Genomic DNA, 23,212 nt, shown 5'->3' with positions numbered 1-23,212 from the left:
GAATGAATAAAAAAGAATTATTTGATGCTTTAGACGGCTTTTCTCAGAATTTGTTGGTCACCTTGGCTGAAGTCGAAGCCATCAAGAAAAATTTGAAACAAGTCATCGAAGAAAATACAGCTCTTCGCTTAGAAAATGATAAATTGAGAGAGCGTTTGGGGGAAGTTGAGAAGACTTCATCCGCAAAGTCACAACACCATGGTCGTGAAAATTTGCAACGTATTTACAATGACGGTTTTCATATCTGCACTTATTCCTACGGTCAACGCCGTGAGAACGATGAAGAGTGTATGTTTTGTGACGAGTTGTTATTTAGGGAGTAAACATGCAGATCCAACGAAGTTTTAAAGGGGAAAAGAAAACTGGGGTGCTTTACCTGGTTCCAACACCGATCGGTAACCGGGAGGATATGAGTTACCGCATGGTCCAGACCCTAAAGGATGTGGACTTGATCGCAGCTGAGGATACTAGAAATACAGGCCTCTTACTCAAGCATTTTGAGATTACGACACCCCAGACCAGCTTTCATGAGCACAATGCCATGGAGAAAATTCCAGATCTGATCGCCCATTTAGAATCTGGAAAAGACTTAGCGCAAGTCTCAGATGCAGGACTCCCTAGTATTTCTGACCCTGGCCATGATTTGGTCAAGGCAGCGATTGAACGCGAGATTCCTGTCGTAGCTGTGCCTGGTCCTAGTGCAGGTATAACGGGTTTGATTGCCAGTGGCCTAGCCCCTCAACCTCATATTTTTTATGGATTTCTGCCTCGCAAAGAGGGGCAACAGAAGGCATTTTTCCAAGAAAAAGTGGCCTATCCGGAGACCCAGATCTTTTATGAATCGCCCCATCGAGTGAAGGCAACCTTAGAGAATATGTTGGCTGTCTATGGGGATCGTCCTGTTGTCCTGGTTCGTGAATTAACCAAGATCTACGAGGAATATACTCGCGGCAGTATTTCTGAGTTAGTCGCATTTCTTGAAGAAAATCCTCTCAAAGGGGAGTGTCTCTTGATCGTCGAAGGAGCCAAGGAAGAAGAGCTAGACCTAGAAGAGGTCGACTTGATCCAAGAGATCGATACCTTGGTCCAAGAGGGGATGAAGAAGAATCAAGCAATTAAACAGGTCGCCAAACAATACGGCCTGCAAAAGAGTGAGCTCTATGCTCGTTACCATCAAGACTAGGAAAGGTTGGAAGCAGGATGGAAATTAGAATGGCTTATCCCAACGAGATCAAGCGAATTATGGAAATCATCCAAGATGCCAAGGAAAGCCTGGCTCAAAGACAGGTCGACCAGTGGCAGGATGGCTATCCAGATGAAGAGATCATTTTTGAGGATATTCTAGAAAGTCGTGGCTATGTGGCCGTTGAAGATCAGGAAGTTGTCGCCTATGCAGCTGTCTACAAGGGCAACGAAGCGGCCTATAATGAGATTTACGATGGCAAGTGGGAGCATGACAACTATATGTATGTCACTTTTCACCGCGTGGCTGTAGCCAAAGAAGCTGCTGGCAAAGGGGTGGCTCAGACCTTCCTTCAAGGTTTAATCGAAGGAGAAAAAGGGCCAGATTTCCGTTGCGATACCCACCCGGATAATCTGGTCATGCAACATTTGCTTGAAAAATTGGGTTACCATTATTGTGGAAAGGTTCCCATTGATGGCGTCCGTCTGGCTTATCAAAAGATCAAACGAAAAGCAGAAACGAGTCTATTCCAAGTGGTCTCAGAAGAAGATCGCTGGGACCAAAGAGCAGAAGCGGCCTACAATGACTCTCTATCTTAAACAATTTTATGAAAGCCCTATGGGGCTTCTTTCGATCATTGTCAGTGAAGAAGGCCTTGTAGAGCTTGATTTTTATGATCCAAAAGAGGAGGCGCCTGATCCCTATGGGGCGCTGGAACAGATCCATCCCCACCATGAGAAGGTGAAGGAGTGGTTGGACCACTATTTTGCGGGAGATCCAATCGCTATCAGCTTTCCACTAGCGCCGCAAGGAACAGCCTTTCAAGAGCGGGTGTGGCAGTTATTGCGAGAGATCCCATATGGTGAGACCAAGACCTATGGCCGGCTGGCCCAGGATCTTTCTTGTGGTTCAGCCCAGGCCGTGGGACAGGCTGTCGGACGTAATCCCTTGACGATCTTAGTCCCTTGTCACCGTGTGATGGGAAAAGATGGACAACTGACGGGCTACGCGTCTGGACTCGATCGCAAACGCTGGCTCTTACACCATGAAGGAATTACCTGGAAGGAGAAGTGAAATCAATGTATACCTTTATTGAATACCCAAAATGTTCGACTTGTCGAAAGGCTAAATCAGAATTGGATGGTCTCCAATGTGAGTTTCAAAGCCAAAATATTGTCACAGAAACACCGACTAGCCAAGAATTGCAAGACTGGATGGCAGCTTCTGGCCTACCGATCAAGTCTTTCTTCAATACTAGCGGAATGAAATACCGAGAACTTGGTTTGAAAGATAAGGTGGATCAACTGACAGTGAAAGAAGCGGCGGATCTCCTTGCTTCAGACGGTATGCTGATCAAGCGGCCTCTGCTTGTCAAAGACGGAAAAGTTGTTCAAGTGGGCTACCGAAAACCTTACGCAGACTTAGGCTTGTAATTGAAAAGGGAGTTGGAGGCATTGCACCCCAATAATGGGACAAGAGACCCCCTCTTATGCGACCAGTTTTCTGTAATTTACAGGAGACTGGTCATTTAATTTTTGTTGAATTCTAGTTTCATTATAAAATATGATGTAATTTTTGACAATATCTATTATACTATCTTTAGTTAGGTTTCTCCACTTATGGAGATAGAAGGTTTCAGACTTGAGAACAGAATGGAACTATTCGATACGTGCATTATCTGCTGGTGTTCCTTTTCGGGACATAGAGCGGGTGATGCCTTTTTCTGTACAAGCTTGATAGTAGGCTTTTGAGGTGTAGACAGATCCCTGGTCGCTGTGTAAAAGTGCTCCTTGAGGTAGCTCAAGTTGATGAAGTGTGTCGAGCACAAAGTCCGTATCTTGACACTCGGAGATGCTATAAGCTACTATTTCACGATTATAGAGATCCATGATTGAAGATAGATAAAGTTTACAGTTTCCAAAGTAGAGGTAGGTGATATCTGTGACAAGCTTCTCCATCGGCTTGTCTGCCTGAAAATCACGATCCAGCTTATTGTCTGTTACATGGTAAGGCTTCCCTAATTTAGGTCCCTTCTTGGGACGGACACGGCAAAGGTAGCCCTTTTCCCTCATGATATGATAGACCTTCTTGCGATTAACGGCGAGGTTATAAACTTTCTTTAGTAAGCGAGTGATGGTTCGATAGCCGTAAATAAAGCGATTTGCCATACAGAGTTGTTCGATTTTATCTGCTATTTCGTCTCTTTTCTGAGAATTCTTACACTCCTGTTTCCAGCGATAAAAGGTGGAGCGTTTGACGCCGAAACACTCTAAAATAATAGATACAGGGCACGTTTTCTTATACTCTTCCACTAGCTTGATAAGACTTACTTTGTCGATTTTCTTACCAAGCTCTGATACTTTTTTAGTAATTCTATCTGCAAACGTAACTGTTCGACTTCAGATAATTGTTTCATTCCTTTACCATAAGTATATTGTTTCCCCACAGGTTGGTGGAAACAGTACAATTCATCATTCTGATACCAACGCCACCAGGTTTTCACCTGAGTAGCATTTTTGATACCGAGGGTATCCATGATAACCTTATTTGATTTACCTGCCTTCTTCATTTCGATACAGGCTAGCTTAGTTTCTACCGAATATGCTTCTTTGACCATAACAAAACACTCCTGTTTCTAGTTTACCAGATTTCAACAGGAGTGTTTTCTTGTGTCTCATTTTATGGGTACAGTGCCAAAGTAAGATTTTTTCTATCTAACTTTTGGGGTGCAGTTCAATCCGTTGCTTTTTTTGGGGCCAAGAGATTATTGCCCCAGACTCTTTTATAAAACTATTTACTTAGTTCTCTGATTTTTTATTCTTTTTGAAAAGTGAAATACCAAAGATTCCAGCTAAAATAGCAAGAAGATTCATAGCTAATGGCGAATCAGAAGTTCCTGTATTTGGTAACTGAGCTTTTTCCGGAGCTGATTTTTTCTCAGAAGAATGAACTTTTTCTGGTTGAACAGGCTTTGGAGCTACCTCTGGATCTGGAGTAGGTTTAGGATCTGGAGTAGGTTTAGGATCCGGAGTTGGTTTAGGATCTGGAGTTGGTTTAGGATCTGGAGTTGGTTTAGGATCTGGAGTTGGTTTAGGATCCGGAGCTGGTTTAGGATCTGGAGTAGGTTTAGGATCTGGAGTAGGTTTAGGATCTGGAGTTGGTTTAGGATCCGGAGTTGGTTTAGGATCTGGTGTTGGTTTAGGATCTGGTTCTTTCTCATACTCATAGATAACATGAGTTGTACCTTCTTTTAACTGACCTGTTTCAGGTGCAGATGTTGAAGAAACACCAACTAGATTGTATTTTTTACCATCTACAGTGATAGAAGACGGACGCTCATCTGCGTTTTCAGCAGCATTATAGGTCACAAGATTTCCATCAGATCCATAAATAGAAGTTAATGGTGTGTCTTTATATGTTTCCTTGATAGACTGATTTGTTCCTTTGATCACATAATCTACCACTACATCTCCATAGTGAAGCGTAGAAACATCCTGGTCAGCCATATCTTCAAATTCTGAAGCATAGTATTTAACAGCACGATTGTATTTCAAAGAAAAAGTTTTAACATAACTAAAGAAGGTCTCAGGATTAATATTAACATCATGAGGAATAGTTTTCCAGTCACCGTTATTTGGTGTGATATGAGTAGCTGGGTTTGAAACTGACCTAATTAGATGGTCATTCTGAACATAAGTATCATCTACTAAACTTGGATTACCTAGAGCACCATAAGTTGCTTCCCCATTGTTGTCTGGATAATATGGTTGAATTCGATGATATTCTTCTAGGCTTTGGCAACCTTCTTCATATGAACCAACCCCACCACCATCTTGAGAACATTTCCAAGCAAATCTCGCGTCGATTGGTAAGTACTTGATTTTCTTAGCTTCCTCCAAGGGTACGGTCACAGAAACTCGAAAAGCTGTTGATCTAAATGTATTTGAAACAACAGCATATAAATTAACTGCATCATCAGTAGAGGTTGGATCAGTGAGATTACCGTCAACATCCTTCATATTAATAACGGAAGGTTTCTTACCAGCTGCTAGTTCCTCAGCAGTTGGAACATTCCCCCTTTCTTCATCAACAGGTTCATTATACGAAACCTCTTTCATTGGAACATTAACATCTACAGGATTTCCATTGGCATCATGTGTTCCGATCAAAGTGAAATTAGCTTTTGCACCTGAAATATTAGGAATACGGATACGAACACCGCGAACAGCTTGACCTTGATCACTTGAGTGCAATTCTTTGAAGGCTACAGTGTAATTGTAGACTACACTTTTACCATCCTCACTTAAATGTGCTGGAAGTCCTTCAACATTGACGTAACCACCTTCATCAATGATATTGCTACCAGTTGAATCTTCTTTCCCGCCAGTTGTAGCTTCGCTATTAGTTGAGATTTCTTCAGTTTTTGGTGAGGAAGCATTGGCACCCTCTTCGTCTGATTTTAGTGAGGTGTCACTAGTAGGGTCTGGTGCAACCTTATTGTCTACTGAAGAAGTGTTCTCAGCATCAGTTGAATTAGTAATACCTGATGTCACTGAAACATTTGCTGGTTCGCTATTAGTTTCATCAGCTTGAACTACTGACTGTGAAACCAAATTTAGAACAAAGACAGACATTGTAATGATGCCAAATTTAGTGAGTTTTTTCATACACTTTTTCTCCTTAATATGAAAGGGCTCATGCATAAGCAAAATCCTAGTCATTGATATTATTTTCACACACATTGTACTATATAAGCGCTTAGTTTGCAAGCGATTTCCTAATAAATTAAGAAATTATTCGTTTTTTATTTAAAAACGCGTAAAATCCACAAATAATCTATCATAAAATATAGAAAAAACGAATTAAGGCTCTTTTATTCAATATTTTCTTTTAATTTCTCAACAAAGAGATAGGCTGCTGGACAGGTTAAAGTGTTTTTGATCATTAGATTATTAATTTGATAGATTTTTTAACGATCTGTATGTGAGAACTCATGACAGGATTTGGAACGGATATCATAGATAGATCAGAGATTGTCACCTCCTAAAAATGGACAGGGCATAGATTTGAAGATCTTAACCCCATCCTCGTCTACCCGCAAAAACTCTGATTTTTTTCACGGCGGAAAATTTCGGTATATTCTTAATCAAATTTAAAAGTTAGATCTTATGTTGATTTCTTTACAAAATCGCTTAACATATTTTACTTAAAAAATATTTTTTTAAATTTCTAAAGGAAGTTGAAGTCCCTTTAATTTTTGCTGTGAAGATGATATAATCATACGAGTGAAATCAATGAAAGAGAGTCAATCATGAGTATTTTAGAGGTGAAAAATTTAAGCCACGGCTTTGGAGACCGGGCTATTTTTGAGGATGTGTCTTTCCGCTTGTTAAAGGGAGAGCATATCGGTTTGGTTGGAGCCAATGGTGAAGGGAAATCCACCTTCATGAGCATCGTGACCGGCAAGATGCAACCCGACGAAGGGAAGGTTGAGTGGTCTAAGTATGTGACGGCAGGTTACCTGGATCAGCATTCGGTCTTAGAAGAGGGACAAACAGTTCGCGATGTCTTACGGACCGCTTTTGATGAGTTGTTCACAGCTGAAGCTCGCATCAATGACCTCTATATGGCCATGGCGGAAGAGGGAGCCGATGTCGATGCTCTGATGGAAGAAGTTGGAGAACTCCAAGAGCGTTTAGAAAGTCGTGATTTTTATACCTTGGATGCCAAGATCGATGAAGTGGCGCGTGCTCTTGGGGTCATGGACTTTGGGATGGACACGGATGTAACCTCCTTGTCAGGTGGGCAACGGACCAAAGTCCTCTTGGCCAAACTCTTACTTGAGAAACCAGATATCCTTCTCTTGGACGAGCCAACCAACTACTTGGATGCAGAGCACATCGATTGGCTTAAACGCTATTTGCAGAATTATGAAAATGCCTTTGTCCTCATTTCCCACGATATTCCATTCTTGAATGATGTGATCAACATCGTCTACCATGTGGAAAATCAGCAGTTAACCCGCTATTCAGGAGACTACTACCAATTCCTTGAAGTCTATGAAATGAAGAAATCGCAATTGGAAGCGGCTTATGAGCGTCAGCAAAAGGAGATTGCTGATTTGAAAGATTTCGTAGCCCGCAATAAGGCGCGTGTGGCTACACGGAATATGGCCATGTCTCGTCAGAAGAAGCTGGACAAGATGGAACTCATTGAGTTACAAAGTGAGAAACCAAAGCCATCCTTTGAATTTAAAAATGCCCGGACTCCTGGTCGCTTTATCTTCCAGGCCAAGGATCTCCAGATTGGGTATGACCGTCCTTTGACCAAGCCTTTGAACCTAACGTTTGAACGCAATCAAAAGGTTGCCATCATCGGGGCCAACGGGATCGGAAAAACCACTCTCTTGAAGAGCTTGCTGGGAATCATCCCACCAATCGCTGGTGAAGTCGAGCGGGGAGATTACCTAGAGCTTGGCTATTTCGAGCAAGAGGTCGAAGGGGGCAATCGCCAGACACCGCTTGAAGCAGTCTGGAATGCCTTTCCATCTCTCAACCAAGCAGAAGTTCGTGCCGCCCTTGCCCGCTGTGGCTTGACCACCAAACATATCGAGAGCCAAATCCAGGTGTTATCCGGTGGGGAGCAAGCCAAGGTACGCTTCTGTCTCTTGATGAATCGTGAAAACAATGTCTTGGTACTGGACGAACCAACCAACCACTTGGATGTGGATGCCAAAGATGAATTGAAACGGGCTCTGAAAGAGTACAAGGGATCGATTCTCATGGTTTGCCACGAGCCAGACTTCTATGAAGGCTGGATGGACCAAATCTGGGACTTTAATGAATTGACGTAAAGACAAAAAGAGAACCGCATGGTTCTCTTTTCAGATTCTTCTTAGAAACTTTCCTTAGGTGAGTACGGACGTTAGGTGAAATTATCCAGTGGATGATTTCAGCAATCCAGGAAGTTCCATGACTAATTATTGAGCCTAAGGTCTCAATAATTCCGTGTGCCTGAAACAAATCTGTTTCGGGCACTTTTCTCACGGCGGAAAGTTTCAGTAGATGAATGTCTTAAATAATTAGAATTCATTTTTTTTACCAATGAATCTATTAGCTCATTTTATGTAAATTGTTTATCAATATCTTAAAAAGAGAACCTCTCGGTTCTCTTTTCATTATTTCTTGAAATCATAGTCTTTTAAGATTTCAATTTTTTCAATTTTGATATCTGTTTTTGGTTTGTCCTTATCATCGGTTTCGGTAGATGCAATTTTATCGACCACATCCATACCATCGACGACTTGGCCAAAGACAGTGTAGTTACCACCATCGAGGGTTGGATTTCCACCATTTTTATAAGCATCGATGATCCTAGCTGGGAAGCGGTCAGTTGGGAGTTTACTTGAAATATCATCCTTATTTTGGTTGATATAGAATTGACTACCATTGGTATTTGGACCAGAATTGGCCATTGCAAGGGCTCCACGAAGGTTGTAAAGGTATGGAGAATACTCATTCTCAAAACCAGTACCTGAATCTTTGGATTTGTCTTTGCCCTTCCAGATAGATTCGCCACCCGTACCGTCTCCTTTAGGATCCCCAGTTTGGATCATAAAGTTGTTAATAACACGGTGGAAAAGCAAGCCATTGTAGTAGCCTTCTTTTGCATGGGTCAAGAAGTTTTCAACTGCAAGGGGCGCATATTTAGGGAAGAGCTTGACAGTGATATCGCCTTCAGTTGTTGTGATTTTAACCTCTGCTTCGTCTTCAGCCACATCAGTTGAGAGTTGTGGGAAGACGGCATTTTCATTGGTCATGGCATCGTTAAAATCTTTGCGCAGTTGTTCTAATTTCTTTTGTTCTTGTTCAATTTTCTTTTGATCTTTTTCACTAGAGCTAGAAGTTGCTGTCTGCTCTGTCTTTTCTTTGCTTGAACTTGAAGAGTTAGCATCAGTCTTATTAGACGAACAAGCTGTCAAAGCCAAGCCGGAAAATAATAGTAGTGCGATTAATTTTTTCATATTCTTCCTTTCCAACATAGTTGTCTTTCTCTATTGTACCTTAATTTTGCGATACTTTCAAATCTGGATAAAATTTAAGGTGAAAACACTATTCTGAAAATTTGCAGAAAATAGATGAAAGTAATTCTGAATTCCTGTATAATAGGATGACTACAGGAGAACGATCATCAAAAAATGAAATCATCACATTTTGCGAGAGCCCTTTGGTTTGGTATCCTAGGTGCTCTCTTTTTTGCATTTACCTTTATTTTTAATCGAAGTATGAACCTGGCAGGTGGTTCCTGGATGTGGAGTGCTAGTTTGCGCTACCTTTTTAGTTTGCCCATGATGGCTGTTTTAGTCTGGCAGAAAGGCGAATTAAAGGGTGTCTTGTCAGCGATTGCACGAGCCCCGTGGACTTGGCTGCTATGGAGTACGGTTGGCTTTGGTCTCTTTTATGCTCCTTTATCGATGGCTTCTATCTATGGAGAATCATGGTTTGTGGCTGCGACCTGGCAGATTACGATTTTAGCGGGTCTCCTTCTGACCCCACTTTTTGGCCAAAAGATTCCAGGAAAACAGTTAGGAATGACTTTACTGATTTTGTTAGGAATCGTATTGATTCAAATTCCATATTTTGGACGAGGTCTCGGAGAAGGTGTTGTGCGAGCTAGTATCTTAATTTTGATCGCGGCTTTTTCCTATCCATTGGGAAATCGCAAGATGCTGGCTCATTGTAAAGAAGAACAATTATCAACGACCCAACGGGTCTTTGGGATGACCTTAATGAGTGTTCCCTTTTGGTTGCTCTTAGCCGTCTTTGCAGGAATAGATGCAGGCTTGCCATCAGGTGGGCAAATGCTCCAATCCTTGATCGTAGCTGTATTTTCAGGAGTTATCGCAACCATGCTCTTTTTCGAAGCAACCAACTTGGTGAAACATAATCATCAGCAGTTAGCTGTTGTTGAAGCTACCCAGGCCGGCGAGGTCCTCTTCACCCTATTTGGAGGCTGTCTCTTTCTGGGAGATCAGATCCCAACCCCACTAGGATTTTTAGGGGTCTTCATTGTGATCATCGGTATAGTAGGAAATAGTCTGATGACTTCTTCAGAATAGATAGTGGTAGAAAAGTAGAACTAAAAAGATGATATTGCGGTTCAGTCTATCAATGCTAACACCCACGAGGGTGTTTTCTTTTTGGACTAAATCACTAATTAAGAAGGAAGTTGCGTATAGATGGAAAATTCGGTATGATGGGAGATAAGTTGTTTTGTTGGAAAATGAACGTATTCCCTCAAAAAATGTATCATGAATAGGAGGCTACAAATTGGATTATAAAACTCTACGCAAAAACTATAGGCTCTATATTAGATCTGCTGGCTTGTTGGCAATGCTTCTCATTATTTGTATTGGGTTCGTGGTTAGAGATACTCTTCTTCAGACTGCTGCGCTCTTATTGGTCCTTGCAGGCTTGTTTTTATTCATCCAATTGCTCAAGAAGAGCTATACCAACAAGTGCAACACCTTGCTCCATGTAGACTTAGATTTAGCTTTTTGGCAGCAATACCTTCAGTTGAACAAGAATGTGAAAAAGCCCATTTTACAGATAGATATTAAGCTGACATCGGTTGCCTATTCGTTTATGATGGGAGATTTTGATACTGTTATAAAGGAAGCTAGAGAAGCAATAAGTCAGACGGATTGTCCGCAGAAATATAAGAACTTTTTTGAGAGTTATCTCATGCGATCTACTGTTCTCACAGATCCTGATTTGACTAGAGAAGAGCTAGAGGCTCGATTAAATAAATTGACTATCACAGACCCGACACTGGCTGAGAAAACAAAAATGGTCTGTCTCGCTCTTTATGATTTAACCATTGCGCACCAAAGCAATGATTATTTCGAAGATTTAAGCAATGACTTCAAGTACCAGCAGTTGGAAATTATCTACTACCAAGCCTTGAATGCTACTCTTAAAGGCGATCAGCACAGAGCCAATGATCTCTTTCGCAAGTTAGCCTCAGAAGATGAGTCGCTCTATATCGTTCGAAAGGCTAAAAAATACTTGAAGGATGAAGGCAGTCATCTGTAAATCCTCCAATCAAAATAGAGATTAATTGAAAGAGCCTGAAAAAATATAAGGAGTTATTAAAAAATGGATAAGAATTTTAACGAGATGTCGTTTGATGAATTGAAATGCTACCGTAGGGAAGGTCTATGGAGATCTTTGGGACTATTGCTGGTCATTATTTTAGTGATTGTGGGAATGGTCTTGATGGAAGTGAATCATGTTTCTCCATCCAATCAGAATCGTTTTCGGGTGATTGGCTTGACAACGGTCATTGCGCTCTTTGCATACCTGATGCCTCTGATGGCAGCAAATCGTGTCATGCGAGACCACCCGGATTGGGTCAAGAAATCAGGGATTCGAGCGAAAATTCCCTTGCCTGTGGCTTGGCATGTCAAAAGACTTTGCGTCCTTGGAGCGAGTCTATTGGTGATTGGAGTATGCTTTTTCTCACTATACAAACCACAAATCTCGCAGACAAATCTGAAGTATCAACAAGATAATATCCAAGTCAATAATGTAATCGATGTGCCTGATATTGAAGTGCCTACGAGTGATAGTCAGGACTAGTGAGTGACAGATTGAATCTAAAAGGGAGAAATATGAAACTTTTTACTTACTCATTTGAAGAAAGTCAATCCTTCGTAAATGAGACCATTATTAGCCGCTTTAACGATAAGGGAAATTGGAAAAGATTTATTGGTATGCCTTTATTTTCTGCAATAGTCTATCTACTTTATATTCTTCTTCCAGCAGTCTTTAAGGGAATAAGACTAGATGGAGATGGGGATGTTGCCTATCAATGGTTAAATTTACCTCTTTTGTTTGTTCTACTTTTATTTTATTTGGTCTACATTTTTTATTCGTTTAAATATCGAAAGAAAAAAATGATCTTGAAATATCTCACTTATTGTTATATGTACCTTCTATTACTATTTATGGAATTAGGATTTGTATTAATTGGGATTTTTTGCAGAAAACTTCTCGGTTTTTTATCAGCAGGATTAACGATAGTTGTTGTGATATATCTCTTTAGGACGGTCCCTAAAAAGATAAAGACTGCAGTTGAAGAAAGAAAACCCTATGCTTCCTTGGCTGCCCTAGCAACAGAAAAAATAACAGATCAATTATTGATCTGGGGAGGAAGTGGAGTTACAGCGGGTTTTGTATTGTTTGATCGTTCAAATCATACAAATGTAAGAGGAAGCATTGATGCTATCTTAACGCCATTCTGCCCCGCTATTATGGCTGTCGCTCTTTATGTATTCTTTTTAGAAATAGTAGGGGGTTACTACCTATTTTTGTACTACGAACAATACAAAGAAAAATATGACAGTTTAAAATCTATTTAACAAAATAGGAAAAAGTGTAAGTAAGATCTATTTCACAATAGAAACCTCGACATTAGGAAGCTTTCTTGATCGACAGGTTCTTTTTATTTTGTTATGATACAATCAATGATAGATAGGAGAGACTTATGACGACTATTTTAGATGTAATGGAAAAATTCTACGCCGATCACGAGGTGAAACCCTATATTTCGCCTGAGAGGGATTTGGAAACCTGGTTGTTGGATCCAAAGCCCGTTTCTAAACGAAATATGGAGCTCCTTCGAGATGGCTTGCTTGCAGGGGATATTATTCTCTTGTGGCGAATCCATTTTGGAACCTTTACGACAGAGACTTGGTTTCCTAAGTACTTCGAATATACTTATGGGATTCATGCTTCGGAACACGTGAAGGTTTTGGTGGATAAGGGCTATGCTTTTATTGAATCAGCCTTTGATTCATTGGACCATATCAATGCGACTATGAAAAAAGCCATTCTCAAAAAGAAGGGAGTTGCGGGGTTGTCCAAGATGAAAGCGGCCGATTTGAACCAAGCTTTGGCTGAACATTTTACGGAGGAAGAACTGGCGGAGCAGTTCACAATTCGGGGTTATCAGTTGACGGACAAAGGAAAGCAAGCGCTGCAAGACTATCAAGCCATCATTGACCGCCACCCTAAGAAAAACATCTAAAACAGTGCCCAATCGGTGCTGTTTTTTTACTTTATTCTGAAAAATTGAGGAAATGATTTTACTAGAGAACTGGCATAGAAATGTGATATAATAAAGGTTATGGCAAACAATAATCAATCGAAAAAAACACGGTCGACGAGACGACTGTCCAAAGCAGAATTAGAAAGAAAAAAAGCAATTCACCGCATGATTGTGACCATTCTGATTAGTCTGGTTTTAGTCTTTGCGGCCTTGAAATTGGGAGCGGTAGGGGTCTTGGCCTACAACTTAATCCGACTGTTTGTTGGGAGTTTGGCTTACTTGGCTATTTTAGCGACCTTTTTCTACCTCTATGCCTTTAAATGGCTGGACAAACACGAAGGGGTTATTTCAGGATTCCTAAGCTTCTTTGCTGGACTTCTCTTGATGTTTCAGGCCTTCTTTGTATCCTCCCTTCATTTAGACAATAATGGGATCAAGGTCACCTTTTCAAGAATCATGGCAGACTTGATTCATCTGCGGGTGGAGAGTTTTGCTGGTGGTGGTATGATCGGTGCCCTTCTTTATGCTCCGATTTCCTTCCTCTTTTCAAATATTGGCTCTTATTTTATTGGCCTTCTCTTTATTGGATTGGGGATTCTCTTGATGAGTCCTTACTCCATCTATGATTTGTTTGAAAAGGGATCGGAAGCCTTCCACGCTTCTATGGAAAAACGCAAGGAACGTCGCGAGCAGAAATTCCTTGAAAAGGAAGCGAGAATTGCCGAGGAAGCTGCTGCAGCTGAAAGAGAGCAAGAAGAAGCAAGTGCAGTTCTTCCAACTCCCCTTTCAATGGAAGGGCATCCTGTAGACCCTGAAACGGGAGAGGTGTTGGCGGAAGAGCCGTTCACAGAGTCCTTCCCAGAAGCCGAAATTGTCGCACCAGCAACACCAGAGATCTACCTGCCAGATGAAGAATGGCCTGAAGAGCCTGAAGCATACGAAGAGTTTCCGGAAGCCGAAGAATTCGAGGACGATGGGGAAGAAGTTCAAGTGGATTTCACACCTAAGGAACTCCTCCAGTACAAGCTTCCAACCATTGATCTCTTCGCACCTGACAAGCCCAAAAATCAATCCAAAGAGAAAAACATCGTTCGCCAGAACATCCGCATTTTGGAAGAAACCTTTGCAAGCTTCAATATCAAGGCGACAGTGGAGCGGGCGGAAATCGGCCCTTCTGTTACCAAGTATGAAGTCAAGCCAGCGGTCGGTGTGCGGGTCAACCGTATCTCCAATCTAGCAGATGATTTGGCCTTGGCCCTAGCAGCCAAGGATGTGCGGATTGAAGCACCGATTCCAGGGAAGTCTCTGGTCGGGATTGAAGTGCCCAACTCAGAGATTGCGACCGTTTCCTTCCGTGAATTGTGGGAGCAGTCCAAAACAGATCCAGCTAAACTCCTTGAGATTCCTCTTGGGAAGGCTGTAGATGGCTCGGCTCGGACCTTTGATTTGGCTCGGATGCCCCACCTTTTGGTAGCGGGGTCTACCGGATCTGGTAAGTCAGTAGCGGTTAATGGGATTATTTCGAGTATCTTGATGAAGGCCCGTCCGGACGAAGTCAAGTTTATGATGGTCGATCCAAAGATGGTGGAGCTTTCTGTCTACAATGATATTCCTCACCTCTTGATTCCAGTGGTGACCAACCCACGTAAGGCCAGTCGGGCCCTGCAGAAGGTCGTTGATGAGATGGAAAATCGCTATGAGCTCTTCTCGAAAGTAGGGGCTCGCAATATTGCTGGCTTTAATGCCAAGGTGGCTGAGTACAATGCCCAGTCTGAGATGAAGCAAGTGCCACTTCCTTTGATCGTGGTCATTGTCGACGAGTTGGCAGACTTGATGATAGTCGCAAGTAAAGAAGTGGAAGATGCTATTATTCGCCTTGGACAAAAGGCGCGTGCAGCGGGGATCCACATGATCCTTGCGACTCAGCGGCCATCGGTTGATGTTATCTCAGGTTTGATCAAGGCCAATGTGCCTTCCCGTGTCGCTTTTGCGGTATCATCTGGGACTGACTCACGGACCATCTTGGATGAAAATGGGGCAGAGAAATTGCTCGGTCGGGGAGACATGCTCTTTAAACCGATCGATGAAAATCATCCAATCCGTCTACAAGGATCCTTTATCTCAGATGACGATGTGGAGCGGATTGTCAACTTTGTCAAAGAGCAGGCAGAAGCCGATTATGATGATGCCTTTGATCCAGGAGAAGTATCCGAGTCAGACTTTGATGGAGGCATGGGTTGCTCAGACGAAGGCGATCCTCTCTTTGAAGAGGCCAAAGCGCTCGTCATCGAGACCCAAAAAGCCAGTGCTTCGATGATCCAGCGCCGCTTATCGGTTGGTTTTAATCGGGCGACTCGCCTCATGGAAGAGTTGGAAGCAGCGGGTGTGATTGGACCAGCTGAAGGGACCAAGCCTCGAAAAGTATTGCAACAATCATAAGGATAGGGAAAAAGGGCATATGCCCCACTCCCTTTTCTTTTTATAGAAAATAGAAAGTAGGACCAGATGAAGTTAGACACGATTCATCATATTGCCATCATTGGACGGGATCGCGATGCCATGTTGCACTTTTATGTGGACCAGTTGGGCTTTGCGATTGTCAGTGAGTATGACCGTCCCGAACGCGGAGATATCTTGATCAATCTCCGCCAGGGGGAGCTGACTTTAGAACTCTTTATCAAACTGACAGCCCCAGAACGGCCGAAGCTCCCCTTGCCCGAGCATGCGGGACTGCGTCACCTGGCCTTTAAAGTGGACGATGTAGAGGCGTATCTAGCTAGATTGGATCAGCTAGGTATTGAGAATACAGGCCTTCGCTATGATGATTTTGATGGCAAGAAGATGGCATTTTTCTTTGATCCAGAAGGATTGCCCTTGGAAATACATGAGTGAGGAAAGCAATGGTTAGATTAGAAGGACTCAGTCAGGAAGAAGTAGCGAAAAAGATCCAAGAGGGCAAGCAAAATAAGGTCACGATTAAGACAGAAAAAAGTATTGGGCAGATCATTCGAGATAATGTCTTTACCTACTTTAATCTGATTTTCCTGGTCTTGGCGGTCTTGCTGGTAGCAGTGAAGTCTTGGAACAATCTCTTGTTTGTCCCGGTCGTCGTGGTCAACTCCTTGGTAGGAATTGTGCAGGAGGTCCGCTCGAGACGGATCTTGCGTCAGATGCAATTTCTGCATATGAGTGAGGCGATCGTTCTTCGAGAAGGAAAAGAAGTCGCTCTACCGATCGATCAGCTGGTGGAGGGCGATCTAGTTCGCTTTCAAGCTGGAGACCAGATCTATGCGGATGGGGTCTTGCTGGAGGGCGAGCTAAAAGTCGATGAGTCGCAATTGACAGGTGAAGCCGATGAGGTCAAAAAAGGAGCGCAAGATGCGCTCATGTCAGGTAGTTTTGTGATCGCTGGTCAAGGTTTAGCGCGACTAGAAAAAGTTGGGAACGACTCCTACATCAACCAATTGAGCCTGGAAGCCAAGCAGGTTAAGTCTCATGAGGAGTCCGATATGGTTCATGCGGTCAATCGCATTGTGGGGATCATCGGCCTTCTCATCATTCCGCTAGGTTCGCTCCTTTTTCTTCGCAGCTATATCAGCCTAGGCGATAGCCTCAAGCTCAGTGTGACTTCAACAGTCGGTGCCTTGATCGGTATGATTCCGGAAGGCTTGTATCTCTTGATGACCTTGGCACTGGCTCTGGGTGCTGTCAGATTAGCCAAGGAAAAGGTCCTGCTCAATAGCATGAAGGGGATTGAGACCTTATCGCGCGTGGATGTCCTTTGTGTCGATAAGACAGGGACCATTACAGAGCCAGGTATGGAAGTAACAGAGATTCGTCCAGTTAAAGACGCTCAAGACTTGGAAGCTCTAGCTCAGTATGTAGGAGCTAGTATGGATCAAAACGATACCATGGATGCCATCCGAAAATTTCACAAGACTCCAGTCAGCCAGCCTTGGAAGGCTCTCGACATTCAGCCCTTTACGTCTAAGAAAAAGTATGGGGCGATTGCCTTTGAATCGGGGATCTATGTATTAGGTGCACCAGAGTTTGTTTTACGAGAGGGCTTCTCTGAGGTTGAACAAGAGATAGCTCCTGCTACTCAGGCAGGCAATCGGGTCTTGGCCTTTGGGAAATATAAGGGAGATCACCTGGGAGAGACTTTAGAGGCTCCTGTAGACTTGGTAGCCTGGATTATTCTCTCCAATCCTTTGAGAAAAAATGCCAAAGAAACCTTCGCCTACTTTAAACAACAAGGAGTGACCATTAAGGTTATCTCAGGGGACAACCCTGCTACAGTTTCAGCTATTGCACAAAAAGCAGGCATTGAAGGAGCAGAGGATCTAATCGATACCAGAACCTTACTGACGGAAGAAGAATTGCACCAAGCGGCGAGCCAATATACGGTCTTTGGACGAGTGACACCAGAGCAAAAGAAAAGCCTTGTTGAAGGCTTGCAGGCAAAGGGGCATAAAGTCGCCATGACCGGAGATGGCGTCAACGATATTCTGGCCCTCAAAACAGCGGATTGTAGTATTGCGATGGAATCTGGAAATGATGCGACCAAAAAGATGGCGCAAGTGGTTTTACTGGATTCTGACTTTGGGAAGATGCCGTCTATCGTGGCAGAAGGTCGGCGAGTGGTCAATAATATTCAACGATCAGCCAGTCTCTTTTTGATCAAGAATATCTTTTCCATTTTGTTGGCTATCTCAGTGACGCTCTTAGCCTTTACCTATCCCATTATGCCATCGCAGATGTCTTTGATCAGTGGTTTTACGATTGGGATTCCAGGATTCTTTCTAGCACTTGAGCCCAATAGCGAGCGCATCAAAGGGCGCTTTATCGAAACGGTCTTTAAAAATGCGCTACCTGCTGCCTTGACGGATTTTATACTGATCTTCAGTCTGGTGTTGCTCTCTTCAACATTTGGCATGAGGTCGGAAGAGCTCTCGAGTGCAGCCATCTGCTTGATGGCCTTCGTTGGTTTTACCATCATCTACCAAGAATCTCAGCCTCTCAATCACTACAAGAGACTGGTTCTTCTAGGAAATATCCTAGCCTTCCTGGTTTCAAGTAGTATCCTAGGGAAATTCTTTAACATGAGCCCCTTGAGGATCCAAACGCTGGTTATCTGTGCTATCATGGCCGTTCTTGCTCTCGTCTTGATTCAAGTCTTCAAGAAACTAGTGGGCTGGTTCTTTCATCGGAAAAAATAAAAAAAAGAGAGTGGGACAGAAATCGGTAATTCGTTAGAATTCGATTTCGTCGTCCCACCTCCGCACAGTTGAGTAGGGCTGTAAAAGCTGATGAAATCAGCGTAGTAGAGCCCACTCAACCACTGCGTCTTGCTCGACAATCCAAAAATAATTGAGAGGCTAGGACTTTTGTCCCAGCCTCTTTTCAGTATTAGATAAACAAACTAGCGGTTAAGATCAGATAGAGCAAGAAGGTGACCAGAAATCCAGCGCGCCAGAAGTATTTGATAAATTTCGGATAATAAAAACTCTTTTTCTTTTTTAAGAAATAAATCGTTAGCCCCAAGGCCAAAAGCGAAAGACTCAAGGCTAGCAGCGGTAAGAGGCTGTGGTAAAAGGCGCTGTCTGAAATCAGGTAGTACTCCAAGGCAAATAAAGGAAAGGCAATATCGGTAGATCGCCATCCTCTTTTTTGGAGTTTAAAGAGGTGAACAATGATGCCGCTCAGAATCAGCGTTAAAAAAATAAATAATACAGAAGCAACTTTGATTAACATAGCTTCATTCTATCATAAAACGAAAAAAAAGTTTACTATATTTTAATTTTTTCTTGCAAAAAAAGAGAAATTGTGTATAATAGAAAGGTATGCACAAAGCATACTTGTGGGAGGTAAAAATCTGTAATTACCGCCAAAACCACAAAGGAGGATTTAAGAAATGGCTAAAAAAGTCGAAAAACTTGTAAAATTGCAAATCCCTGCTGGTAAAGCTACTCCAGCTCCACCGGTTGGTCCAGCGCTTGGTCAAGCAGGTATCAACATCATGGGATTCACTAAAGAGTTTAACGCTCGTACAGCTGATCAAGCTGGTATGATCATCCCAGTTGTTATCACGGTTTATGAAGACAAATCATTCGATTTCGTTACAAAAACACCACCAGCTGCTGTTCTTTTGAAAAAAGCTGCAGGTGTTGAAAAAGGTTCAGGTACACCGAACAAAACGAAAGTTGCAACTGTAACTCGTGCACAAGTACAACAAATCGCTGAAACTAAGATGCCAGATTTGAACGCTGCAAACATTGAGTCTGCAATGCGTATGATCGAAGGTACTGCTCGTTCTATGGGATTCACTGTTACTGACTAATTGTAACAATCCTATTTGCCCGCAATACACTTGATCATGAGACGAGTGACGTGGGAGATGAAAATCGATATGACCACATTACAAGGAGAAAGATAAAATGGCTAAAAAAAGCAAACAACTTCGTGCTGCACTTGAAAAAATCGACAGCACAAAAGCATACAGCGTAGAAGAAGCTGTAGCTCTTGCAAAAGAAACTAATTTTGCAAAATTTGACGCAACTGTAGAAGTTGCTTACAACTTGAACATCGACGTGAAAAAAGCTGACCAACAAATCCGTGGTGCAATGGTATTGCCAAACGGAACTGGTAAAACAGCTCGCGTACTTGTATTTGCACGTGGTGCAAAAGCTGAAGAAGCAAAAGCTGCTGGTGCAGACTTCGTAGGTGAAGATGACCTTGTTGCGAAAATCAACGATGGTTGGTTGGACTTCGACGTTGTTATCGCTACACCTGACATGATGGCTCTTGTTGGACGTCTTGGACGTGTCCTTGGACCACGTAACTTGATGCCAAACCCTAAAACTGGTACAGTAACAATGGATGTTGCGAAAGCAGTTGAAGAGTCTAAAGGTGGTAAAATCACTTACCGTGCTGATAAAGCAGGTATCGTTCAAGCGATCATCGGTAAAGTTTCATTCGATGATACTAAATTGGTTGAAAACTTTAAAGCTTTCAACGACACAATCCAAAAAGCAAAACCAGCTACAGCTAAAGGTACTTACGTAACTAGCTTGACTTTGACTACTACTCAAGGTCCTGGTATCAAAGTGGATGTTAACTCACTTTAATTAGAAATCAAAGCTACCTTCGGGTAGCTTTTTTGTTCGTTTGAATGGTTTCAGAACGCTATTTCCTGATGATAAACTTGATAAACATTAAAACGCTTGCATAAGTACAGGAAAAAGGTATAATATAGGCGAAAATAAAAATTAAGGAGAATCAAATGATTTTTAAACGTTCAAACGGAGAATTCCGTGAAACTGATCGAGTGACTCGTTTCAAGTTGATCAAGTCAGGTAAGAACTGGTTGCGTGCAGCTACTTCAAACTTTGGTTTGCTCAAAGTGATCCGAGGTCAAGTCGAAGAGACGGTTGTTGCTGAGGTTCGTGAAGACGCTGTTTCTGCTAAGAGCCGTCACCTCTTAAAAGGGATCGTAGTAGCAACGGCTCTTTTAAGTGCTACTACAGTTGCAACTACTACGTTTGCGGATGAAGTAGGAAACGAAGTCGTTTCTTCCTCTGCAGCAGTGAGTGCTCCATCCCTTTCACCTGAAGCAGCTCCATTGACTGAAGAAGGTTCGAAAGAAGTCTCAGTCCCTCAAAATGAAACTGCTACAGAAACAAAAGCTCAAGCAGCAAGTTCATCCCAAGTGGTCGAAAGTACTGTAGCATCGGATGATAAAGCAATCTTGGAACAAAATGCTTCTGAAGCAGCTTTATTGAATCAAATAGCAGAAAAATATGCTTCCAACCATCAAAATGAAGAGCAGAAAGCTGCTATCAAAGAGGCTGTTGCAAAAGTTCAAGCTGAATTGCCAACAAAAGAAACTTCGAGCAATTCTGAAGTAAAACCACAATCATATGCTGAACAACGAGAACGCTTGAACAAGTCAGTAGATGATATGATGGTAACCTTGAAGGCTGCAGGCTTTAATGGAAATACAACTGTTAATGGTGCACCAGCAATTTCTGCTCAGTTAGATGCACTTTCAACTTCAACTACCTTGACAGCCCCATCAGTAACTCCAACAATGGAAGAGCCAAATGGTGCTTCTATTGATGACCCAACATGGAACAATGCAACTTATCAATTGGATCCAAATGCTGACCGCTATACCTATTCTATTTGGGATCTTCAAAACTGGCAAGGTCCGGCAAATCAAGGTGGTCTTACCTATAGCAATGGTGGCTATTATGTAACCTTCTCAGTAGATCGTTCTGCTGTTGGAACAACTCAGACACCAACTGTTCATGCTCGTTTGGTTGAAAAAGCTACTGGTAAAGAAGTCGAAACCTTGGATTTGACTGCCAAGTCAACTTTCCAATTTAAGACCTTGGTGAATGAAAATCCTACTTATGCCCCTCAATTTGATTATACTACTGGGGAATCTTCGCAAATCCTAGGAACTTGGACCAATAACCGTGAAGCTGGTCCAACTTCTGATGATAAATATAAACACCACATTCTTCAAATTCGTGATACGACTAAACCAGGAAATGTTGGGGAAACAAAACCGAATGTTCAAACAGTTATCCCAACTGAAAAAGTAACCCATACCACCTACTATAAAGTAGAGGGTACGAATGAAGAATTGGCTTCATACAGCCAAACTGGTATTGAAAGCCAAGACTACAAGGCATCGAATCCGCGTGAATTTGAAGGCTACGAGTTTGTACGTACGGATGCTGAAAAGGATATGACCGGTTCTCTAGGTGGTGTCGGAGCTAAATACTTGGAACTCCAAGGTGGACGTGCTCACTACTACGTCAAACGGATTGTAGAGCAAGTCGATAAAGACGGAACATCTGTTGTTAAATTATATGCTTTAGACCCATCAAAAGTGGCGTCGTATAATCCATCAACGGATGTAAATACGCTAGACTTAACCAACTATACTTTGTTGTATACTTCAGACCCGGTTAAGCCAGGAGGTAAGCCAACACCTGCTGGAACAGCAACTGAACCGAAAGAGGTCGGATATGTTGACAGTAAGGATGGGAAATACCATCTTAAAGTTGCAACTTATACGGATGGTGGAAACGGGAATGTGCGTTTGAGTGGTTGGTACAATAAGGCTACTGGGGATGCCTTTACAGATTCACCGCAATTCTCAGCAGATGTAGATCCTGTTCGAAACAATACTTCCAACATCATTGGTGGGAACACACCAGGGGATAAGGCTTCTGGCTACCCATCATTCTTTAATAACTATTCTCTTCCATCCATTAAAGAAATTTCTACAGATGTAACGCACTATTACCGCAAATCAGATGTTACTGGTAATGTTTACGTTCATTATAAGGATACTGAGGGTAATGAGCTGAAAACTTCCGTCACAGATGAAGCGGCGCAACCAATTAATAAGACCTACGATACAGTCGTGGACAACCGTCCGCAAACAATCGAAAAAGATAGCAAGACTTACGAATTGGTACCTGCGGGTAACTACACAGTCGGTGAAGTAGATGATGAGGGTCACCTCAAGTCTTCTGATCCTACAACTGGTCTAGTTGCTAAAGAAGATAAGAATGTTACCTACATCTATAAGCTCAAAGAAGAGCCTAAAGGTAATGTCTATGTACACTATGTGGATACAGAAGGCAAGACCATCAAGTCAGATGTGACCGACGAAGACGCTCAACCAGTGGATAAAGACTACGACACAGTGGTAGACAACCGTCCACAAGAGATTGCATTCGAAGGCAAGACTTATGAATTGGTTCCAGCCGGAACTTACACAGTCGGAGAAGTGGATGATGAGGGTCACCTCAAGTCAACCGACCCAACAACCGGTAAGGTCATCGAAGGCGATAAGAATGTCACCTACGTATACAAACTGAAAGAAGAACCTAAGGGTAA

The 23,212-nt window shown here is 42.5% G+C and carries 20 protein-coding genes and 2 pseudogenes; 17 read left to right on the top strand and 5 right to left on the bottom strand.

Features of this window, described 5'->3' with window-relative positions; genetic code table 11:
* The first annotated feature begins 2 nt into the window (after positions 1-2).
* The 5 genes from yabA to O3605_RS02505 are packed head-to-tail and all read left to right on the top strand — an operon-like array spanning position 3 to position 2,616.
* Positions 3-323, top strand: a complete 321-nt coding sequence (gene yabA, locus O3605_RS02525; protein WP_003005416.1) for a DNA replication initiation control protein YabA — start codon at positions 3-5, stop codon at positions 321-323.
* Between the two features lie 2 nt (positions 324-325).
* Positions 326-1,183 (top strand): 16S rRNA (cytidine(1402)-2'-O)-methyltransferase, encoded by an 858-nt coding sequence (rsmI, locus tag O3605_RS02520; protein ID WP_214254701.1) that lies wholly within the window; start codon positions 326-328, stop codon positions 1,181-1,183.
* Positions 1,184-1,200: 17 nt separating this feature from the next.
* Positions 1,201-1,782 carry a GNAT family N-acetyltransferase gene (locus tag O3605_RS02515; protein ID WP_003008260.1) on the top strand — a complete coding sequence of 194 codons (582 nt, stop codon included), beginning with the start codon at positions 1,201-1,203 and terminating at the stop codon, positions 1,780-1,782.
* On the top strand, positions 1,766-2,257 hold the full coding sequence (locus O3605_RS02510; protein ID WP_371585195.1) for a methylated-DNA--[protein]-cysteine S-methyltransferase: 492 nt from the start codon (positions 1,766-1,768) through the stop codon (positions 2,255-2,257). The genes O3605_RS02515 and O3605_RS02510 overlap by 17 nt, the downstream gene beginning before the upstream one ends.
* Before the next feature lie 5 nt (positions 2,258-2,262).
* Positions 2,263-2,616, top strand: a complete 354-nt coding sequence (locus O3605_RS02505) for an arsenate reductase family protein (protein ID WP_003013024.1) — start codon at positions 2,263-2,265, stop codon at positions 2,614-2,616.
* Positions 2,617-2,670: 54 nt separating this feature from the next.
* Here the strand turns inward: O3605_RS02505 and O3605_RS02500 are convergent.
* The 3 genes and pseudogenes from O3605_RS02500 to O3605_RS02490 all read right to left on the bottom strand — a co-directional run.
* Positions 2,671-3,800 (bottom strand): annotated as a pseudogene (locus tag O3605_RS02500) (IS3 family transposase).
* Between the two features lie 181 nt (positions 3,801-3,981).
* Entirely contained in the window at positions 3,982-5,850 is a 1,869-nt protein-coding gene (locus tag O3605_RS02495) for an LPXTG cell wall anchor domain-containing protein (RefSeq protein ID WP_371585194.1), read from the bottom strand.
* A gap of 206 nt (positions 5,851-6,056) precedes the next feature.
* Positions 6,057-6,287, bottom strand: a pseudogene (locus O3605_RS02490) (YkgJ family cysteine cluster protein); the annotation flags it as partial.
* Positions 6,288-6,494: 207 nt separating this feature from the next.
* Between O3605_RS02490 and O3605_RS02485 the strand changes: the two are divergent.
* Entirely contained in the window at positions 6,495-8,036 is a 1,542-nt protein-coding gene (locus tag O3605_RS02485; RefSeq protein WP_371585193.1) for an ABC-F family ATP-binding cassette domain-containing protein, read from the top strand.
* Between the two features lie 324 nt (positions 8,037-8,360).
* Here O3605_RS02485 and O3605_RS02480 read toward each other — a convergent pair whose 3' ends face one another.
* Positions 8,361-9,206 (bottom strand): peptidylprolyl isomerase, encoded by an 846-nt coding sequence (locus tag O3605_RS02480; RefSeq protein ID WP_371585192.1) that lies wholly within the window; start codon positions 9,204-9,206, stop codon positions 8,361-8,363.
* Between the two features lie 174 nt (positions 9,207-9,380).
* On the opposite strand from O3605_RS02480, the gene O3605_RS02475 reads away from it, so the two are divergent.
* The 8 genes from O3605_RS02475 to O3605_RS02440 all read left to right on the top strand — a co-directional run bounded on the left by O3605_RS02475 (position 9,381) and on the right by O3605_RS02440 (position 18,513).
* Complete coding sequence (locus O3605_RS02475) at positions 9,381-10,301, top strand: DMT family transporter (protein ID WP_371585191.1); 921 nt, start codon at positions 9,381-9,383, stop codon at positions 10,299-10,301.
* Positions 10,302-10,512: 211 nt separating this feature from the next.
* Positions 10,513-11,277, top strand: coding sequence for a hypothetical protein (locus O3605_RS02470; RefSeq protein WP_371585190.1), 765 nt, complete (start codon positions 10,513-10,515; stop codon positions 11,275-11,277).
* Positions 11,278-11,340: 63 nt separating this feature from the next.
* On the top strand, positions 11,341-11,823 hold the full coding sequence (locus O3605_RS02465; RefSeq protein ID WP_371585189.1) for a hypothetical protein: 483 nt from the start codon (positions 11,341-11,343) through the stop codon (positions 11,821-11,823).
* A 32-nt stretch (positions 11,824-11,855) separates the two neighbouring features.
* Complete coding sequence (locus O3605_RS02460) at positions 11,856-12,605, top strand: hypothetical protein (protein WP_371585188.1); 750 nt, start codon at positions 11,856-11,858, stop codon at positions 12,603-12,605.
* Positions 12,606-12,730: 125 nt separating this feature from the next.
* Entirely contained in the window at positions 12,731-13,273 is a 543-nt protein-coding gene (locus O3605_RS02455) for a hypothetical protein (protein ID WP_371585187.1), read from the top strand.
* Between the two features lie 99 nt (positions 13,274-13,372).
* Positions 13,373-15,733, top strand: coding sequence for a DNA translocase FtsK (locus tag O3605_RS02450; RefSeq protein WP_371585186.1), 2,361 nt, complete (start codon positions 13,373-13,375; stop codon positions 15,731-15,733).
* 66 nt (positions 15,734-15,799) lie between these two features.
* Positions 15,800-16,186 (top strand): SMU1112c/YaeR family gloxylase I-like metalloprotein, encoded by a 387-nt coding sequence (gene gloA2, locus O3605_RS02445; protein WP_371585185.1) that lies wholly within the window; start codon positions 15,800-15,802, stop codon positions 16,184-16,186.
* An 8-nt stretch (positions 16,187-16,194) separates the two neighbouring features.
* Positions 16,195-18,513 carry an HAD-IC family P-type ATPase gene (locus O3605_RS02440; RefSeq protein WP_371585184.1) on the top strand — a complete coding sequence of 773 codons (2,319 nt, stop codon included), beginning with the start codon at positions 16,195-16,197 and terminating at the stop codon, positions 18,511-18,513.
* Between the two features lie 190 nt (positions 18,514-18,703).
* Here the strand turns inward: O3605_RS02440 and O3605_RS02435 are convergent, their stop codons facing one another.
* Entirely contained in the window at positions 18,704-19,048 is a 345-nt protein-coding gene (locus O3605_RS02435; RefSeq protein ID WP_013903943.1) for a DUF3397 family protein, read from the bottom strand.
* 160 nt (positions 19,049-19,208) lie between these two features.
* Between O3605_RS02435 and rplK the strand changes: the two genes are divergently transcribed.
* The 3 genes from rplK to O3605_RS02420 form a co-directional block, all read left to right on the top strand.
* A complete protein-coding gene (rplK, locus tag O3605_RS02430) occupies positions 19,209-19,634 on the top strand; it encodes a 50S ribosomal protein L11 (protein WP_003005369.1) in 426 nt (141 codons plus the stop codon).
* A gap of 97 nt (positions 19,635-19,731) precedes the next feature.
* A complete protein-coding gene (gene rplA / locus O3605_RS02425; RefSeq protein WP_013903942.1) occupies positions 19,732-20,421 on the top strand; it encodes a 50S ribosomal protein L1 in 690 nt (229 codons plus the stop codon).
* A 155-nt stretch (positions 20,422-20,576) separates the two neighbouring features.
* Positions 20,577-23,212 (top strand): accessory Sec-dependent serine-rich glycoprotein adhesin (locus O3605_RS02420; protein ID WP_371585183.1); only part of this gene is annotated, 2,636 nt, incomplete at its 3' end.

This window comes from Streptococcus sp. 27098_8_99 (assembly GCF_041431935.1).
In the GTDB taxonomy this organism is placed as follows: Bacteria; Bacillota; Bacilli; order Lactobacillales; family Streptococcaceae; genus Streptococcus; species Streptococcus parasanguinis_D.
This window is presented reverse-complemented; position numbering and strand designations above follow the sequence as displayed.

Excerpts from the sequence above, each read along its gene's own strand:
- yabA (WP_003005416.1), top strand. The coding sequence starts at position 3 with ATGAATAAAAAAGAATTATTTGATGCTTTAGACGGCTTTTCTCAGAAT.
- rsmI (WP_214254701.1), top strand. The coding sequence starts at position 326 with ATGCAGATCCAACGAAGTTTTAAAGGGGAAAAGAAAACTGGGGTGCTT.
- O3605_RS02515 (WP_003008260.1), top strand. The coding sequence starts at position 1,201 with ATGGAAATTAGAATGGCTTATCCCAACGAGATCAAGCGAATTATGGAA.
- O3605_RS02510 (WP_371585195.1), top strand. The coding sequence starts at position 1,766 with ATGACTCTCTATCTTAAACAATTTTATGAAAGCCCTATGGGGCTTCTT.
- O3605_RS02505 (WP_003013024.1), top strand. The coding sequence starts at position 2,263 with ATGTATACCTTTATTGAATACCCAAAATGTTCGACTTGTCGAAAGGCT.
- O3605_RS02495 (WP_371585194.1), bottom strand. The coding sequence starts at position 5,850 with ATGAAAAAACTCACTAAATTTGGCATCATTACAATGTCTGTCTTTGTT.
- O3605_RS02485 (WP_371585193.1), top strand. The coding sequence starts at position 6,495 with ATGAGTATTTTAGAGGTGAAAAATTTAAGCCACGGCTTTGGAGACCGG.
- O3605_RS02480 (WP_371585192.1), bottom strand. The coding sequence starts at position 9,206 with ATGAAAAAATTAATCGCACTACTATTATTTTCCGGCTTGGCTTTGACA.
- O3605_RS02475 (WP_371585191.1), top strand. The coding sequence starts at position 9,381 with ATGAAATCATCACATTTTGCGAGAGCCCTTTGGTTTGGTATCCTAGGT.
- O3605_RS02465 (WP_371585189.1), top strand. The coding sequence starts at position 11,341 with ATGGATAAGAATTTTAACGAGATGTCGTTTGATGAATTGAAATGCTAC.
- O3605_RS02460 (WP_371585188.1), top strand. The coding sequence starts at position 11,856 with ATGAAACTTTTTACTTACTCATTTGAAGAAAGTCAATCCTTCGTAAAT.
- O3605_RS02455 (WP_371585187.1), top strand. The coding sequence starts at position 12,731 with ATGACGACTATTTTAGATGTAATGGAAAAATTCTACGCCGATCACGAG.
- O3605_RS02450 (WP_371585186.1), top strand. The coding sequence starts at position 13,373 with ATGGCAAACAATAATCAATCGAAAAAAACACGGTCGACGAGACGACTG.
- gloA2 (WP_371585185.1), top strand. The coding sequence starts at position 15,800 with ATGAAGTTAGACACGATTCATCATATTGCCATCATTGGACGGGATCGC.
- O3605_RS02440 (WP_371585184.1), top strand. The coding sequence starts at position 16,195 with ATGGTTAGATTAGAAGGACTCAGTCAGGAAGAAGTAGCGAAAAAGATC.
- O3605_RS02435 (WP_013903943.1), bottom strand. The coding sequence starts at position 19,048 with ATGTTAATCAAAGTTGCTTCTGTATTATTTATTTTTTTAACGCTGATT.
- rplK (WP_003005369.1), top strand. The coding sequence starts at position 19,209 with ATGGCTAAAAAAGTCGAAAAACTTGTAAAATTGCAAATCCCTGCTGGT.
- rplA (WP_013903942.1), top strand. The coding sequence starts at position 19,732 with ATGGCTAAAAAAAGCAAACAACTTCGTGCTGCACTTGAAAAAATCGAC.